The organism is Streptomyces meridianus (assembly GCF_023703325.1).
Lineage (GTDB): Bacteria > Actinomycetota > Actinomycetes > Streptomycetales > Streptomycetaceae > Streptomyces > Streptomyces meridianus.
This window is the reverse complement of the sequence record NZ_JAMQGM010000001.1, coordinates 59,217-75,376: the sequence shown is the minus strand read 5'-3', so window position 1 is coordinate 75,376 and position 16,160 is coordinate 59,217. Positions and strand designations below refer to the sequence as shown.

The window sequence follows — 16,160 nt, the reverse complement described above, 5'->3', positions numbered from 1 at the left end:
AGCGATCAAAAGGGAACAACGGCCGGGAGGCAGTCCGTGAACTTCTGGGAGTACCTCGGGAGTCGCTACCAGCAGGTCCTGGTGGACACCTACCAGCATGCCAGCGTGGTCTTCCAGTGCATGGTGATCGCGACCGTGCTGGGCGTGGCGATCGGGGTCCTGACCTACCGCAGGCAGTGGGCGGGGAACCTGGCCATCACCACCACAGCCTCCATCCTCACCATCCCCTCGCTCGCCCTGATCGGCCTGCTGATCCCGCTGGTCGGACTCGGTGTGGCCCCCACGGTGCTCGCCCTGGTCCTCTACGGCCTGCTCCCCGTCGTCCGCAACGCGGTGGTCGGGCTGCGCGGCGTCGACCCGGCGCTCGTCGATGCGGCCAAGGGAATCGGGATGTCCCGCACGGCACGGCTGTTCAAGGTCGAACTGCCGCTCGCCTGGCCGCCGATCCTGACCGGGATCCGGGTGGCCACCCAGATGCTGATGGGCATCGCCGCCATCGCCGCGTTCGCCTCCGGACCCGGCCTGGGCAACCTCATCTTCCGCGGGATCTCCAGCCTCGGCAGCGCCAACGCACTCAACCAGGTACTGGCCGGAACGCTGGGCATCGTGATCCTCGCGCTGCTGTTCGACGCCGCCTACGTCCTCATCGGACGGCTGACCATTTCGAGAGGTATCCGTGCCTGACCACGACCAGCCGGGAACAGCCGAGTCCCGGCCCACCGAGACGGGCCCGTCCGGGGCCACGGAGGCGCCGCACGGCGACGCGGCGGCCACTTCCGTCACCGGTGCGACCATCCGGCTCGAGAACCTGACCAAGCACTACCCCGGCGCCCCGCTGCCGGCCGTCGACGGCGTCACCATGGACATCAACGCCGGCGAACTCGTGGTCCTCGTCGGGCCCTCGGGCTGCGGCAAGAGCACCTGTCTGCGGATGATCAACCGGTTGATCGAGCCGACTTCCGGCCGGATCAGCATCGACGGCGAGGACGTCACCGACATCGACCCCGTGGGCCTGCGGCGGAAGATCGGATACGCGATCCAGGCGTCCGGCCTCTTCCCCCACATGACGGTGGCCGAGAACATAGCCCAGGTGCCCCGAATGGTCGGCTGGTCGAAGAAGAAGGTGAAGAACCGGGTCGAGGAGATGCTCGACCTGGTCGGCCTGGACCCGCGCGAGTTCCACAGCCGTTACCCGCGCCAACTGTCCGGCGGACAGCAGCAGCGCGTGGGCGTGGCCCGGGCACTGGCAGCCGACCCGCCGGTGCTGCTGATGGACGAGCCGTTCGGAGCGGTGGACCCCATCACCCGCGATCACCTCCAGGACGAGCTGATCCGGCTCCAGCGCGAGTTGCACAAGACAATCGTCTTCGTCACCCACGACTTCGACGAGGCGATCAAGCTCGGCGACCGCATCGCCGTGCTCCGCGAGCAGTCCCACATCGCCCAGTTCGACACCCCCGAGGCGATTCTCACCAACCCCGCCGACGACTTCGTGTCCGGCTTCGTCGGGGCCGGGGCGGCACTCAAACGACTCAACCTGACCCGCGTGCGGGACGTCGAGATCGCCGACTTCGACACGGTCCGCGTGGACGACCCGCTGCAGGACATCTTCGACAAGCTGCGGTCGGGCGACGCCAACGAGCTGCTGCTCCTGGACCAGCAGAACCGGCCCTACAAGTGGCTGCGCCGGGGCGACCTGAGCCGGGTGAAGGGCTCGCTGGCCCGGGCCGGCACCCTCATCCACGACCACGTCACCCGCGACGCCACGCTGCGGGACGCGCTCGAGGCGGTCCTGACCGACAGCAGCGGACGAGTGGCCGTCACCGGACGGCGCGGCGAGTACATCGGCGTCGTGGACATGGAGACCCTGCTGAACTCCGTGCACGAAATGCTCGAGGCCGACCGGCTGGCGGCCATGGAGCACCGTCACTCCCTGGAGGCGGACCGCGCACGCCGCACCAGGGCGGCTCAGGAGGGGACCTTCACGACCTCGGGTGAGGCGTCGTGAGCGGAACCGAGACCCCCCGGACCGACCGGGGCGACGAGAGCACCGACGACGAGATCGAGCGGGGCCCGGTGGCCCACTCGAAGCCGCCGCGCAGGCTCACCTGGCAGAAACTGGTGACGGTCCCGGCCATCCTGGTCGCCATCCTGCTCCTGCTGTGGCTGTACGCCGGCAACGTCACGCTGGACTCGATCGCGCGGAACGCCCTCACGGCAAGCCTGGTGCAGACCGCGCTGTGGCAGCAGATCAAGCTGGTCGCCATCTCGACCTTCTTCGTCCTGATCATCGCGATCCCGCTGGGCATCGCCCTGACCCGCAGGGCGTTCCGCTGGGCCTCGCCCCCGGTGATGGCCCTGGCGAACATCGGCCAGGCCACCCCCGCGCTCGGCCTGCTGGCCCTGCTCGTGATCTGGCTGGGCATCGGGCAGAAGGCCGCGCTGATCGGCATCATCATCTACGCCGTACTGCCAGTGCTCAGCAACACCGTCGCCGGGCTGAAGGCGATCGACCCGACTCTGCTCGACGCGGCACGGGGGATCGGCATGTCACGCAGTGGAACCCTGACCAGGGTCGAACTCCCGCTGGCCGTCCCGCTGATCCTGGCGGGTGTGCGGACCGCGCTCGTCCTCAACGTGGGCACGGCGACCCTGGCCACGTTCGGCGGCGGCGGCGGACTGGGCGACCTCATCGCGGCCGGCATCAGGGTCCAGCGCACCCCGGTGCTCGTCGTGGGCGCCGTGCTGACGGTGGCCCTGGCGCTGCTGGTGGACTGGCTGGCCTCGCTCGTCGAGGTGTGGCTGCGGCCTCGTGGACTGGAGGACTGAAGGCGTGCGCAGGCGATTTTCGTACACGGGCCGGGCGGCCTGGGCGCTGGTGGCCGCGGTGGGCCTGGCGGGCTGCGGGCTGGCCAGCGGAAGCCCCGTCGCGGACGACGTCGAGCCGGGGTCGATCGGACGCGGGCAGCCGCTGAAGGGCGCCGACCTGACCGTCACCTCCAAGGAGTTCACCGAGCAGATCATCCTCGGCCAGATCATGGCCCTGGCGTTCAAGGCAGCGGGCGCCGAGGTGCTGGACCGGACGGCCATCCAGGGCTCGATCGGCACCCGGGAGGCCGTCAAGTCCGGTGCCGCGGACGCGAACTACGAGTACACCGGCACCGCGTGGATCACCTATCTCGGGCACACCAAGCCCATCGCGGACCCGTACAAGCAGTGGGTCGCGGTGCGCGACGAGGACCGCGGCAAGGGCCTGACCTGGCTGCCCCCCGCGCCCATGGACAACACCTACGCGTTCGCGGCCAACCAGGCCAACGCCAAGAAGTACCGGCTCGAGACCCTCTCCGACGTGGCGGCCCTGTCGAAGAAGGACCCCGATGCCGTCACCCTGTGCCTGGACGGCGAGTTCGCCGTGCGCGAGGACGGTCTGCCGGGCCTGGAGAAGAAGTACGGGTTCTCGATCCCGTCGCAGAACCTCAAGAAGATGGACAGCGGCATCGTCTACAACGAGGTCACGAGCGGCAGGTCCTGCACCCTCGGTGAGGTGTTCACCACCGACGGCCGCATCCCCGAGCTCAACCTGAAGGTGCTCGAGGACGACAAGAAGTTCTTCCCCAACTACAACGCCGCGCCGGTGATCAACTCGAAGACGTTCCGGAAGTACCCGGTCATCGCGAAGATCCTGGACCCGATCACGAAGAAGCTGACGACCCCGGTCGCCCAGCAGCTCAACGCCAAAGTCGACGTGGACGGCGAGGACCCGCACGAGGTCGCCAAGGACTGGATGGTCAAGGAAGGGTTCATCAGGGAGGGCTGACTCGCCGGCCGTCGCGGTGCGGGCCCCGCCGGGCCCGTACCGCGGCCGGGTTCAGCAGCCGCGCACCGGACGACCTTCCTCCAGCGCCCGCAGGTCCGCGACCGCCCGCCCGAGCGTGGTGAGCGGTACCAGCCGCAGGCCCGCGGGCCGTTCGGCCTTCGCGTCACCGCACTCCTTGCGCGGCACGAGGAAGACGGTCGCCCCGTCGCGCCGGGCGGCCCGGGTCTTGAGCGACACCCCGCCGACCGGGCCGACCCTTCCGTCCGGGGAGATCGTCCCGGTGCCGGCGATCTTCCGCCCGCCGGTCAGGTCGCCCCCGCTGCCGTCACCGTCCAGCTTGTCCACGATGCCGAGGGCGAACATCAGCCCGGCACTCGGCCCGCCCACGTCGGCCAGGCGCAGCGTCACCCGCACGTCCTTCGGGGACTTGTGGAGGTAGCGCAGCGCGGCCTCGGTCGCGGCGTCCTGCGACTGACGCATCTGCTCGGTGTTGTACCGCTGGATCTCCTTGGTGGAGTCACCGGTGGGGTAGACCGAGTCGCGCGGCAGCACCGCGCGGTCCGTGGCGAACCAGCCGTCGACGACGTTCGCGAGATCGACGGACGCATCGGGGCCGGTCGCGGCGATCGTCGTCATCCGCAGCTGGCCGGTCGTCCGGCGGCTCTTCTCCCCGGAGATCGTGATGACCGGCTCGCCCCGGTCCGAGCCGAGCACGTTCACGGTGGTGCCGGGCTCGGCGATGGTGAACGGCAGGGGCGCGAACGCGGCAACGCCGAACAGCGCCAGTACCGGTACGGCGCAGAGGAGAAGGGGCCGGGCGATCCTCGGACGGAACCTTCCGCCGGAGGTCGGAGCGGAGTCGCCGGCGGGCGGTGCGGAGTCGGCAGGCATGAAGGCGAATGTAGTCGACCGGCGGGCCGAGGCGTGTCCGGGTCCTCCGGGCTCCCGCCGCGGCCGGCCGGGAGACGGCTCAGCGCAGGGCGCCGGCCACCTGCTGGGCGGCCTCCACCACGCGCGGCCCCACCCGGTCGGGAATGGTGTCCGCCAGCAGGACGACTCCCACGCTGCCCTCCACCCCGGTCACCCCCAACAGCGGCGCCGCCGCCCCGCTGGCCCCGGCCTCCAACTCGCCGTGACTGAGGGCGAATCCAGGGTCCGTGCCGCCGTTCCTGCGGGCGGCCAGGATCGCCCGTCCTGCGGCGCCCCGGTCCAGCGGGTGCCGGAACCCGGCCCGGTAGGCGACGTGGTAATCGGTCCAGGTCGGCTCCACCACGGCCACGGCCAGCGCCTCGGTGCCGTCGACCAGGGTGAGGTGGGCCGTGGCTCCGAGGTCCTCGGCCAGGGAGCGCAGCACCGGCAGGGCGGCCTCCCGTACCAGCGGGTGCACCTGGCGGCCCAGCCGGAGCACACCGAGCCCCACCCGGGCCCGGCCGCCGATGTCACGGCGCACCAGGGCGTGCTGCTCCAGGGTGGCCAGCAGCCGGTAGACGACGGTCCGGTTGACCCCGAGCCGGTGGGACAGCTCGGTCACGGTCAGCCCGTGGTCGGTATCGGCCAGCAGCTTGAGCACTCTCAGGCCACGATCCAGCGTTTGAGACGTCTCCGCGGTCACGACGCCCCCTCCTCATCGAGTGACGGCGGTGACTCCCGTGTGGTGCGGTACCGGTCCCAGCGGCAACGCGTGGAGAGGCCGCCGGTTGTCGCACGGCACCGGCTGAACTCCGCCGCGGACCGCAACGGAGCTCTTCAAGAAGCCGCACGCTAGCGAGGCGCACCGGTCAGCGGAAGAGCGCGTCCAGAATCCGGGCAAGGTGGTGATGTTTTGTCCCGGTCCCGCGCTGCACCGCGGTCCTGCGTCTTCACCGCATGCGGGTGGCCCACTCCCGGACCTTCTTGATCCGCTCCCTGATCTGCCCCGCGGTCGCCTCCGCGCTCGGCGGTCCGCCGCACACCCGCCGCAGTTCGGTGTGGATCACGCCGTGCGGCTTGCCGCTCTGGTGGACGTAGGCGCCCACCAGGGTGTTCAGCTGCTTGCGCAGCTCCAGCAGCTCCTTGTGCGTGACCACCGGGCGGCGCTCGGCGGGCATCTCGAGCAGGTCCGCCTCCTCGGCGGGTTTCTTCCGGCTGTGCGAGATCTGCCGGGACTGCCGCTTCTGGAGCAGCAGTTGGACCTGGTCGGGTTCGAGCAGTCCGGGGATGCCGAGGTAGTCCTGCTCCTCCTCGCTCCCGGGGTGCGCCTGCATGCCGAACTCGGCGCCGTCGTAGAGCACCCGGTCGAAGACCGCGTCGGACTCCAGCGCCTCGAAGGGCAGCATGTCGTCCTCGCCGGTTTCCTCGTCCTGCTGTTTCTCGGCCTCCGCGAGTTCCTTCTCGGACTCGGCGTACGGGTCCTCCTCGCCGTCCTTCTTCGGCTTGTCGAGGACGTGGTCGCGCTCGACCTCCATCTCATTGGCGAAGCCGAGCAGCGAGGGGATCGTCGGCAGGAACACCGACGCGGTCTCGCCGCGCCGCCGGGACCGCACGAAACGGCCCACCGCCTGGGCGAAGAACAGGGGCGTGGAGATGGTCGTGGCGTAGACGCCGACCGCCAGCCGGGGCACGTCCACGCCCTCGGAGACCATGCGGACCGCGACCATCCAGCGGTCCTCGGAGTGGCTGAAGTCGTCGATCCGCTGGGACGCCCCGGAGTCGTCGGAGAGCACGACGGTCGGACCGGTTCCGGTGATCTCGCGAATGAGCTTGGCGTAGGCACGAGCCGAGTCCTGGTCACTGGCGATGACCAGCCCGCCCGCGTCGGGGATGCCCTTGCGGACCTCGGTGAGCCGCTGGTCGGCGGCCCGCAGGACGTTCGGCATCCACTCGCCGCGCGGGTCCAGGGCAGTGCGCCAGGCCTGCGAGACGGCGTCCTTGGTCATGGGCTCGCCCAGCCGCGCGGCGATCTCGTCGCCGGCCTTGGTCCGCCAGCGCATGTTGCCGCTGTAGGACAGGAAGATCACCGGGCGGACGACGCCGTCACCGAGGGCGTGCCCGTAGCCGTAGGTGTAGTCGGCCGAGGAACGGCGGATGCCGTCCTGGCCCTCCTCGTAGGCCACGAACGGGATCGGATTGGTGTCCGAGCGGAACGGCGTACCGGTCAACGCCAGCCGCCGGGTGGCCGGTTCGAACGCCTCGAGGCACGCCTCGCCCCACGAACGGGAGTCACCGGCGTGGTGGATCTCGTCGAGGATGACCAGGGTCTTGCGCTGCTCGCACCGGTTGCGGTGCAGCATCGGCCGGACGCCGACACCCGCGTAGGTCACGGCGACACCGTGGTACTCACGGCTGAGCGGACCGGCGGAGTACTCGGGATCGAGCTTGATCCCGACCCGGGCGGCGGCCTCCGCCCACTGCTTCTTCAGGTGCTCGGTGGGCGCGACGACCGTCACCTGCTGCACCACGTGGTGGTGCAGCATCCAGGAGGCCAGCGTCAGGGCGAAGGTGGTCTTGCCCGCGCCGGGGGTCGCGACCGCGAGGAAGTCGCGCGGCTGCTTCTCGATGTACAGGTCCATCGCGCCCTGCTGCCAGGCGCGCAGCTTGTTGGCCGTGCCCCAGGGGGCGCGGCCGGGGAAGGCGGGCGAGAGGTGGTGGTTCGAGGTGGTGGTAGACACGGTCTCCGTCGGGGCCGGTTCGGGATCGGCAACCGCGCCAGCCTATCGGTGGCCCGGGAGTGGTCCGGACGGACCGTCCGGACCACTCCCGGGGTGCGGCTCATGTCACATCAGAGTTCCGCCCAGGCGGCTCACACGGCGAACCGCGGCAGCGTTTCCGCAATCTTGCTCAGGTCGAGATGCCCCTGGCAGACCCCCAGCACGAACGCCTCGGCCTCGTCCACGTCGAACTCGGCTTGCAGGGGATGCCCGTTGAGGTGCAGGAATACCCAGGTCGCGAGCCAGGCAATGCGCTTGTTGCCGTCAACGAGCGCGTGGTTGCGGGCCAGCGACTCCATCAGCGCGGCGGCCTTCTGCCACACGTCCGGATACGCCTCCTGTCCGAACACGGTCGCGCGCGGTCGCGCCAAGGCGGACTCGATGAGTCCGTAATCGCGCACCTCGGGGGTTCCGAGCCGCTCCGCCAGATCGAGCAGTTCGGTCAAGTCCAGGTAGTACATCAGGCGAGCCGCCGATTCAGCTCTGCGCTCACGCCGAGGACATGCGCGGCCGCCTCGTCGAACCTACGGGAACGTTCGTTTATGGCGGCGACGACCGCGTCGTGAGCGAAGGACTGCATGCTCCGCCCCTCTTCCTCGGCGCGCTCGCGCAGGGCGTCGAGTTCCTCGTCCGTGAATCGCACATTCAATCCAGCCATGCAGTGATGGTACCGCGTGGTACCAACTGCCGCGCCACCTTTTCAGCCCGCCCCCGGCCGGGCGTGCAGCCTCGTCGCGACGAAGGCGCCGAACAGCGCGACCACCGCCGCCGGGACGAACACGGCGAGGAACGCGGCCGGCGCGATGTGCACGCCGCCCGTGGCCCCGTGGACCGCGCCGCCCGGGACCCCGCCGCCCAGCGCGGCGAAGGCCGCCCCGCACACACCCAGCAGCGCGATCCCGGCGAGACTGTCCGAGACCTGGAGCGCCGCCGAGTTGCTGCCCGCCTCCTCGGGCCGCGACAGCTTCAGCAGCAGCACGGCGGTCGACGAGATCACCGCGCCCATGCCCAGGCAGCCCAGGCACCAGGCCACCGCCACGCACCAGACCGGCACCGCGGGGATCAGCACCGCGGGAGCCGTGGCGATGGACGCCGCGACCAGCAGCATCCCGAAGCGGACCAGGCGTTCGCGGTGCGCCTGCGCCGCCGTACGGCTCTGGATGTACGAGCCGACGGCCCAGGTCGCTCCCCCGCCCGCCAGCGACAGGCCCGCCATGGTCACCGACATGCCCCGCTCGGTAACCAGCATCAGCGGCATGAAGCTCTCCGCCAGCACGAACGAGCCGGCGGCCACGCCGCGCAGCAGGATCACCGACGGCAGGCCCCGGGCGGCCCGGTAGGTTCCCTTCGGCAGCAGCCGCAGCGCGGACGGCACCAGCAGGACCGCACCCGCCGCACCGAGCAGCAGGGACAGCGGCCGCAGGTCCTGCCCGGCGTACTGCAGCAGCCCGGCGCCGACCGACGCGGCCAGTGCCAGCACGATCCGGTTCCGCGCCCCAGCACCTCGCTTCTCCTCGTCCGGGCCGGCGGCCGGCCCGGACGCGATACGGCGGATCGCAGGCAGCGCGATGAGCAGCGGCGGAACCACCAGAACCGGAATGGCGAGGAACACCCAGCGCCAGCCGAACTGTTCGGTGACGCTGCCCGCCGCGACCGGCCCCACCACCGACGGCACCACCCAGGACGCGGCGAACGCGGCCATGATCGTGGGCCGCAGCCGCTCCGGGTAGGCGCGCCCCACGACGACGTACAGCGCGACGATCACCAGTCCGCCGCCCAGCCCCTGGACGGCCCGCCCGGCCACGAACATCCACATCGAACCCGCCGCTCCGGCCAGGCCCAGACCTGCCGCGAACGCGGCGATGCCGGCCGCGAGGGAGGCGAGCGGCCCCGACCGGTCGCTCCACTGCCCGGCGGCGACCATGCCGAACAGACTCGTGGTGAAGAACGCCGAGAAGGCGAAGGCGTAGAGCGGGACGCCGTGCAGCTCGCGGGCGGCCACCGGCATGGCCGTGCCGACGGCCATGGCCTCGAAGGCGATGAGCACGACCACGGAGATGATGCCGATGCTCAGGGCGCGGTAGGGGCGGCTCATGACCCCCTCGAGCGTCTCCGCGGCCGTCGCCTGCTCCGGTCCGGTGGGAAGCAGGGCGGGGTCGACGACGGTACGCCCGGCCGGCTCCCCGTCGTGCTCGCCTGCACCGCCGGCAGCACTGCGGGCGGGGCCCTCCGCGACGGCGTCCCGTGGTTCAGCTGCGGTCATCCCGACAGATTACGGGGCACCACCGACAAGCGCCGCTGACTTTCGGACCGTCCCGGCTCGGTCCCCGGCCCTGGTCCCGGAGGCCGCTGCCGGACGCCCCGGCAGGACTTCCGGCACTCCCCCGGGGCAGGCTGGACACATGCCCGTGCACCACTCGTACGACGACGCCGAGCTCGCCTACCACGTCCTGCCCGCCCGCGACGGCTCGGGGACACCGCCCCTGATCTGCCTGGCCGGCGGCCCCGGCCGCGACGCCGCCTACCTCGGCGATCTCGGCGGGCTCGACGCACACCGCCCGCTCGTCCTCCCGGACGCCCGCGGCACCGGAGACTCACCCGGCCCCGAGGACCCCGACGGCTACGCGTTCCCCTCCCTCTCCGAGGACCTGGAGGCGCTGCGTGACCACCTGGGCCTGGAGCGTTTCGCGCTGCTCGCCCACGACGCCGCCGCCGCGACCGCCCAGACCTACGCCGCCACCCATCCGGACCGGCTGACGCATCTGGTGCTGCTGTGCCCCGGCTCCCGGCTCCAGGGGGAACTGCCCGACGACGCCCCGGAGATCTTCGCGTCCCGCCGGGACGAGCCGTGGTGGGCCGACGCCTCCGACGCCGTCCGCCGGCTGACCGAGGTGTCCGATCCGGAGGAGGCGCGCGCACTGCTGCTGCGCGCCGCCCCGCTCGCCTACGGACGCTGGGAGCAGCCCCAGCGGGAGCACGCGGCCGCCGAGGCCGGGCAGCTGCACCCGGTGGCCCGCGCCGGCTTCTGGCAGGGCCTGGACGAACCCGGACGGCGCGCGGTACTGGAGCGGCTGGCCGAGGTGAACGGTCCGGTGCTCGTGGTCACCGGCGGCCGGGACGCGGTGAACGGGGTGCGCGCCGGCGAGGCCGTCGCGGAGTCCTTCCCCGACGCCCGGCTGCACACCCTGGACGAGGCGGGTCACTATCCGTGGGTGGACGTGCCGGGCCGACTGCGGGAACTGGTCGAGGAGTTCCTGACCACGCCGCGCTGAGGCCCCGGCGTCCCCGACGGCTCGGCCGGGACTTCCGCAAGCCGGCAGGCGCCGGACTGCGCCGTTCGGCTACAGCCTCACGGACTCCGTTGGCGGGCTTGGCTCCCGGGTACTCCGGCCCCGGTCGCCCCGGTCCGGGGCCTCGTCGAAGAAGAGGTGATGAACGTGCTGTCGATCATCGTGAACGCCGTGACCGACCTGCTCGGCGTGATCTTCAGCTGACCGGCTGCCCACCCGTGCCGGCGACCGGCACGGACGAAAGCCGCGGACCCTCCCCCGGTCACCCGTCCGGGGGAGGTCCCGCGGTGCGCGGCCGACGGGTTCAGTGGGAGGGCGGTACGGCGACGGCCGCCTGCGGACGGATCGGCAGTCGGCTCACCGGGCGTCCGGTGGCGGCCCGTACCGCCGCCGCGACGGCTGCGGGCGAGGTGACCACCGGCACCGCGCTGGCGGGCTTCGCCCCGAACGGGGCGACGACGTCGCGTTCCTCGATCAGCTTCACGATGCGGATGTCGGGGGCGTCCAGTGCGGTCGGCAGCGCGTACCCGGTGAGGTCCGGGCGCCGCACGACGCCGCGCGAGGTGCGCAGGTTCTCGGTGAGGGCGGCGCCGACCCCCTGGGTCACGCCCGCCTCGATCCGCGCGGCGAGCTGGCGGGGGTTCAGCACCCGGCCCACGTCCTGCGCCACGGCCATCTCGACGACGCGCACCGAGCCGAGCTCGATGTCCACGTCGACCACCGCCCGCACCGCCGCGAAGGCGAGGCCCACGAACGCGTCGCCCTGACCGGAGTCGTCCAACGGCTCGGTCGGGTGCGGCCGGCACTGGGCGGTGGCCCAGAGCTCCTTGCCCTCGAGCTCCTCGGCGACGGTCGTGCTGAGCACCCCGTCGTACGAGGTGATCTTTCCGTCGGCGATGGTCAGCAGCTCCGTCGACATCCCGAACTTCTGCGCCAGCGGCTGGAGCAGCTGGGTGCGGACCATCTTCGCGGCCCGCTCGACGGCGCCGCCGGACACCCAGGTGTGCCGGCCGTGCGCGGCGGGCCCGGCGGGCGGCTGGTCGGTGTCGACGGGCGCGACGCGGACCTCCTCCACGCCCAGGACCTCCTGGACGATCTGACGGGCCAGCGTGCTGAATCCCTGCCCGGTCTCCACCGCCGCGCAGATGACGGTCGCCCGGTTGCCGCTGACCTTCACGGTCGCGGTCGAGACCTCGTCCGCGCCCTCCGCGCCGAGCATGTGCACCATGCCGAGGGCGTAGCCCACACCCCGGCGGACCGCCCCCGGCTCGCCCGCGCCCTCCGGGCCGCCGGGCAGCAGCCACTCGTCGGCCGGCGCCTCCTTCGGCAGCGAGGGCAGTTCGGTGTCCCGTACGGCGGCGAGGAGTTCCGCGACCGGCGCCGGGCAGGTCACGGTCTGCCCGGTGGGCAGCAGGTCCCCGGTGGCCAGCACGTTGCGCATCCGCAACTCGACCGGGTCCAGGCCGAGTCTGGCGGCCAGCTTGTCCATCTGGCCCTCGTGCGCGGCGCACACCTGCATCGCGCCCTCACCCCGGACGTGCCCGGAGGGCGGGTTGTTGGTGCGGACCGCCCAGCCCTCGACGAACGCGTGCGGTACGACGTACGGGCCGACCGCGAACGACACGGCGGCGGCGAGCGATTCGGCGGAGTAGTCGGCGTAGGCGCCCACGTCCAGCAGGATCTGCGCCTCCACCTTCATCAACCGGCCGTCGGAGTCGGCGTGATGGCGGTAGCGCAGCAGCGTGGGATGCCGGTGGCCGTGGCCGAGGAAGGACTCCTCGCGGGTCGCGGCCAGCTTCACCGGGCAGCCGGTGCGCAGGGCCAGTATCCCGAGGGGCAGTTGCATGCCCACGTCCTCGCGGTCGCCCATGGCCCCGGGCACGCCGGTGACCACGACCTTGACCCGGTCGGGTTCGAGCCCGAGGCAGGCGGCGGCCAGGTCGCGGTCCGAGTGCGGGTCGGTGGAGGCGGTGTAGATCTCGACGCCGCCGTCGGGGCGAGGAACGGCCAGGCCCGCCTCGGCGCCGATGGGCGCCGGGTCCTGCCGTCCGATGCGGTAGACGCCCTCGACGATCACCTCGCCGACGACGTCGGGGTCGCCGTACCTGAGCGGAATGTGACGGATCAGATTGCCGTCCGAGTGCAGGGGTTCCGCGTCGAAGGCCGTCTCGGGGTCGGTGACGGGGTCCAGGACCTCGTACTCGACGGCGATGGCCGCCGCGGCGAGGCGAGCGGTGTCCGGGTGGTCGGCGGCGACCGCGGCGATCGGCTCCCCGTGGTGGCGCACCACGTCCTTGGCGAACACGGGACGGTCGGCGACCCGCCGGCCGTGGTTGGGGTCCCCGGGCACGTCGTCGTGGGTGATCACGGCGTGCACCCCGGGCATCTCGGTGGCCTGCGAGGTGTCGAGGGAGACGATGCGGGCGTGCGGATGCGGCGAGCGCAGGACGGCCGCCCAGAGCAGCCCCTCGGCCCAGAGGTCGGCGGCGTACGGGAACGTGCCCTCGGTCTTGGCCCGGACGTCGGACTGCGGGAGGGACGAGCCGAGGCCGTGCGGCGCCGGCTCGCCGGGGGGCCGGTGCCCCTGGGCGGCGGGCGCGGCAGTGGCCGCCTCGGAGCCGGTGGTCACGCGGGGCCTCCCGTCGGGTGGTTGATCGTGCCGGACGGTCCCGCCTGGTGCGGGATGCGTACTGTCCCGGGCCCGGGTTCGTCACCGGAGCCGTCCCCGGCGCGCTCCTCGTCCTCCTGCTCGGCGCGGGCGGCGCGCTCGGCGGCGACCTCGCGGACGGCCGCCAGGACTCCGCTGTAGCCCGAGCAGCGGCAGAGGTTGCCGCTGATGGCCTGCCGGGTCTCGAGTTCGGTCGGTGCGTGGTTGCCCTCGAGCAGATCGTGGACGGTCATCGCCAGGCCCGGCACGCAGAAACCGCACTGGACGGCACCGTGGGCGGCGAGGGCGCGCTGCACGTCGGAGCCCGCGCCGTCGCCCAGCCCTTCGACGGTGCGGACCTCGGAGGCCGCGGTGGTGGCCGCCGGCACCAGGCAGGAGGCGACGAGGCGGCCGTCGACCAGCACCGAGCAGGCGCCGCACTCGCCCTGGGAGCAACCGTCCTTGGCGCCCGCGAGGCCGAGGCGTTCCCGCAGGACGTACAGCAGGGACTCGCCGATCCAGGCGCCGGTGACGGGACGCTCGGTGCCGTTCACCTTCAGCACGTAGGAGGCGTGCGGGTGTTCGCTGAGGGCTTCGGCCGCGTCGCGGTCCGCGGGATCGGCCTGCGGGGCCGGGACGGGGAAGGCCGTCTCCTCCGCGGAGGTATCGGGACCGCCCGGGTCGCCGGCACGGTCGGGGTCGTTCGCGCCGGCGAGGTCGTCGGGACCCCCCGCGGGGTCGTCCGGGCCCCCCGGCACCTCAGCGGCGGGTCCGGCCAGGTCCACGGCCGCTCCCGGGGCCTCGTCGGCACCGCTAGGAGCCGGGTCGGCGTCGGCGTGCCGCCCGTCGTGGTCCCCGGAGGGGGCGGCCTCCTGCGGGACGGCTGCGGCCTCGGGGATGCCGGGGCCTTCGTCGTAGGGCTGCTGCTGCTCCGGGCCGGGCCGGTCGTCCTGCGGGACGGCCCCGGGCCCGTCGTCCCGGTCCCCCGCGTCCCCGGGCTGCTCCGGGGTGCCGCCGCCGTACTCGTCGCCCGACTGTCCGGCGTATCCGTGCTGCCCGTTGGGGTCGGCCTGCGTCCCGTCGTGGGGGGCGCCGTAACCGGCGGCGGGGGCGGACCAGCCGTTCCCGGACCCGTTCCACCGGAGATCGGGGGACGGGCCGTCCCCGGCGCCGTAGTCCCCGCTGTAATCGCCGCCGCCGGCCTGACCGGTGTAGTCGGCACCGCTGCCGTCGGAGTCGTGCTGCCAGTGCGCGCCGGGCGCCGGTTCCACGGTGTGCTGCTCGTTCCACTCGCCGGCCGCTGCACCGGGGGTCCAGTGCTGCCGGCCCGGGTGGGGCGCTTCGCCGTACGGGGCGTGGCCGCCGACCGGGTACTCACCGGACTCGTCGGGCACGTCGGCACCCGCGGGCGGGACCGTCCACTGCGCGGACGGGTCGGGATCCTGCCAGTGTCCGCTGCCGTCGGGGGCCTGGGCGCCGTACTGCGACCACTGCCCGCCCGCGTCGGGGGCGCCGCCCTCCGTGGCGAACGGCATCGTCCACTGGCCCTCGGCGGACTGCTCCGCGGACGCTGCCTGTTCATGGGACTGCTGGTGCGCCTGCGCTATGGGAGGCGGGACGTAGCCGTGGCCGGGTGCCGCCAGCGGGTCGGCGCCCTGCGGCACGGACGTGAAGTCGAGGAGGTTGTCCGGGAGTTGCACGAAGGCCGTGGCATCGCCCTCGTACTCGCCGCCCTGCGGCAGCGGTTCCCAGCCGCCGTGCCCCTCGTGCGGCTGCTGCTGTTCGGAACTCATGCGAGCGCCCTCCCCAGTGCGCGGCGGGCCAGTGCGGCAACGGTACGCCGTACGTGCACCACGGCCGGCGAAAGGGGCGGCGGCTCGGTGCCGTCCTCGGCGGGCAGCGGGTCGGGGATGCACGCGGCGGCCACATAGTCGCCGAACGCCGTGCACACCTCGGGGGCCAGGCCGCGGGCGCCGTCCCAGTCGATGAGCCCCGCGACCCAGTGCTCGGCCTCGAGCGGGCGCAGAGGCATCGGGGCGACCGCGCCGACGGCGCAGCGCACCCCGCGCCGGGCCGGGTCGAGCACCAGGGCCACGGAAGCGATGGCGCGGCCGGGCCCGGTCCGGCCGGTGGCCTTGAGGAAGACCTGCGGGGCGTGCAGCAGGGGCACCCGGATGAAGCCGACGATCTCGCCCGGCTGCAGCATGTCCATCCCGGCGAGCAGATGACCGACCGGTGTCTCCCGGCGGCCTCCGTCCGGGCCGGCGATCACCACGTTGGCCTCGAGGGCGGCGAGGACGGGCAGGGCGTCGCCGGTGGGCGCGGCACTGACGATGTTGCCGCCGAGCGTGCCGGCGTTGCGGACCTGCGGCGGGCCCGCGGCACGCGCCGCGGCGGCGAGCCCCGGGATCAGGGCGGCGAAGTCGGGGCGGCCCATCCGGGCGTGCGTGAGACCGGCACCGAGCAGGGCGTGCCCGTCCTGGTACTGCCAGCCCCGGATCTCCCGGATCCGGTTGAGTCCGACCAGTGCGGCGGGGCGCAACAGCCCGGAGTTGACCGCGGACATGAGGTCGGTTCCGCCTGCGACGGGCACAGCGGCCGGCATGGCGGTCAGCGCCGCCACGGCCTCGTCGAGCGAGACCGGCAACGTCACCGTCCGCCCCGCCTGCGGTGCGTGCGTGGTCAACCCAGCTGCCCCTTCCCGGATGTCCCGCCTGTTC

At 72.8% G+C, this 16,160-nt stretch carries 14 protein-coding genes; 5 read left to right on the top strand and 9 right to left on the bottom strand.

Annotation, left to right across the window (positions count from 1 at the left end):
* Positions 1-36 precede the first annotated feature (36 nt).
* Genes M1E25_RS00275 through M1E25_RS00260 form a run of 4 tightly spaced genes read left to right on the top strand, consistent with a single transcriptional unit; the run spans position 37 to position 3,817 of the window.
* A complete protein-coding gene (locus tag M1E25_RS00275) occupies positions 37-684 on the top strand; it encodes an ABC transporter permease (RefSeq protein ID WP_251407498.1) in 648 nt (215 codons plus the stop codon).
* Positions 677-2,008: a betaine/proline/choline family ABC transporter ATP-binding protein gene (locus M1E25_RS00270; protein ID WP_308290374.1), complete on the top strand. Its 1,332-nt coding sequence runs from the start codon at positions 677-679 to the stop codon at positions 2,006-2,008. Before M1E25_RS00275 ends, M1E25_RS00270 begins: the two co-directional genes overlap by 8 nt.
* On the top strand, positions 2,005-2,829 hold the full coding sequence (locus tag M1E25_RS00265) for an ABC transporter permease (protein WP_372500478.1): 825 nt from the start codon (positions 2,005-2,007) through the stop codon (positions 2,827-2,829). Before M1E25_RS00270 ends, M1E25_RS00265 begins: the two co-directional genes overlap by 4 nt.
* 4 nt (positions 2,830-2,833) lie before the next feature.
* Positions 2,834-3,817 carry a glycine betaine ABC transporter substrate-binding protein gene (locus M1E25_RS00260; RefSeq protein ID WP_372500477.1) on the top strand — a complete coding sequence of 328 codons (984 nt, stop codon included), beginning with the start codon at positions 2,834-2,836 and terminating at the stop codon, positions 3,815-3,817.
* A 51-nt stretch (positions 3,818-3,868) separates the two neighbouring features.
* Here the strand turns inward: M1E25_RS00260 and M1E25_RS00255 are convergent, their stop codons facing one another.
* The 6 genes from M1E25_RS00255 to M1E25_RS00230 form a co-directional block, all read right to left on the bottom strand.
* Entirely contained in the window at positions 3,869-4,708 is an 840-nt protein-coding gene (locus M1E25_RS00255; protein WP_251407495.1) for a YlbL family protein, read from the bottom strand.
* A 79-nt stretch (positions 4,709-4,787) separates the two neighbouring features.
* A complete protein-coding gene (locus M1E25_RS00250) occupies positions 4,788-5,429 on the bottom strand; it encodes an IclR family transcriptional regulator (RefSeq protein ID WP_251407492.1) in 642 nt (213 codons plus the stop codon).
* A gap of 247 nt (positions 5,430-5,676) precedes the next feature.
* A complete protein-coding gene (locus M1E25_RS00245; RefSeq protein WP_251407489.1) occupies positions 5,677-7,464 on the bottom strand; it encodes a DEAD/DEAH box helicase in 1,788 nt (595 codons plus the stop codon).
* A 131-nt stretch (positions 7,465-7,595) separates the two neighbouring features.
* Positions 7,596-7,964 carry a type II toxin-antitoxin system death-on-curing family toxin gene (locus M1E25_RS00240; protein WP_251407485.1) on the bottom strand — a complete coding sequence of 123 codons (369 nt, stop codon included), beginning with the start codon at positions 7,962-7,964 and terminating at the stop codon, positions 7,596-7,598.
* Positions 7,964-8,161, bottom strand: coding sequence for an Arc family DNA-binding protein (locus M1E25_RS00235; RefSeq protein WP_251407482.1), 198 nt, complete (start codon positions 8,159-8,161; stop codon positions 7,964-7,966). The genes M1E25_RS00240 and M1E25_RS00235 overlap by 1 nt, the downstream gene beginning before the upstream one ends.
* Positions 8,162-8,203: 42 nt before the next feature.
* Positions 8,204-9,766, bottom strand: a complete 1,563-nt coding sequence (locus tag M1E25_RS00230; RefSeq protein WP_251407479.1) for an MFS transporter — start codon at positions 9,764-9,766, stop codon at positions 8,204-8,206.
* Positions 9,767-9,905: 139 nt separating this feature from the next.
* On the opposite strand from M1E25_RS00230, the gene M1E25_RS00225 reads away from it, so the two are divergent.
* Positions 9,906-10,775 carry an alpha/beta fold hydrolase gene (locus M1E25_RS00225; RefSeq protein WP_251407477.1) on the top strand — a complete coding sequence of 290 codons (870 nt, stop codon included), beginning with the start codon at positions 9,906-9,908 and terminating at the stop codon, positions 10,773-10,775.
* Between the two features lie 322 nt (positions 10,776-11,097).
* Here the strand turns inward: M1E25_RS00225 and M1E25_RS00220 are convergent, their stop codons facing one another.
* Genes M1E25_RS00220 through M1E25_RS00210 form a run of 3 tightly spaced genes read right to left on the bottom strand, consistent with a single transcriptional unit; the run spans position 11,098 to position 16,126 of the window.
* Entirely contained in the window at positions 11,098-13,422 is a 2,325-nt protein-coding gene (locus M1E25_RS00220; protein ID WP_251407475.1) for a xanthine dehydrogenase family protein molybdopterin-binding subunit, read from the bottom strand.
* The gene (locus tag M1E25_RS00215) at positions 13,419-15,233 is read right to left on the bottom strand and encodes a 2Fe-2S iron-sulfur cluster-binding protein (protein WP_251407473.1); all 1,815 of its coding nucleotides are present in this window, start codon (positions 15,231-15,233) and stop codon (positions 13,419-13,421) included. Before M1E25_RS00215 ends, M1E25_RS00220 begins: the two co-directional genes overlap by 4 nt.
* On the bottom strand, positions 15,230-16,126 hold the full coding sequence (locus M1E25_RS00210) for an FAD binding domain-containing protein (RefSeq protein ID WP_251407471.1): 897 nt from the start codon (positions 16,124-16,126) through the stop codon (positions 15,230-15,232). Before M1E25_RS00210 ends, M1E25_RS00215 begins: the two co-directional genes overlap by 4 nt.
* Between the last annotated feature and the right edge of the window lie 34 nt (positions 16,127-16,160).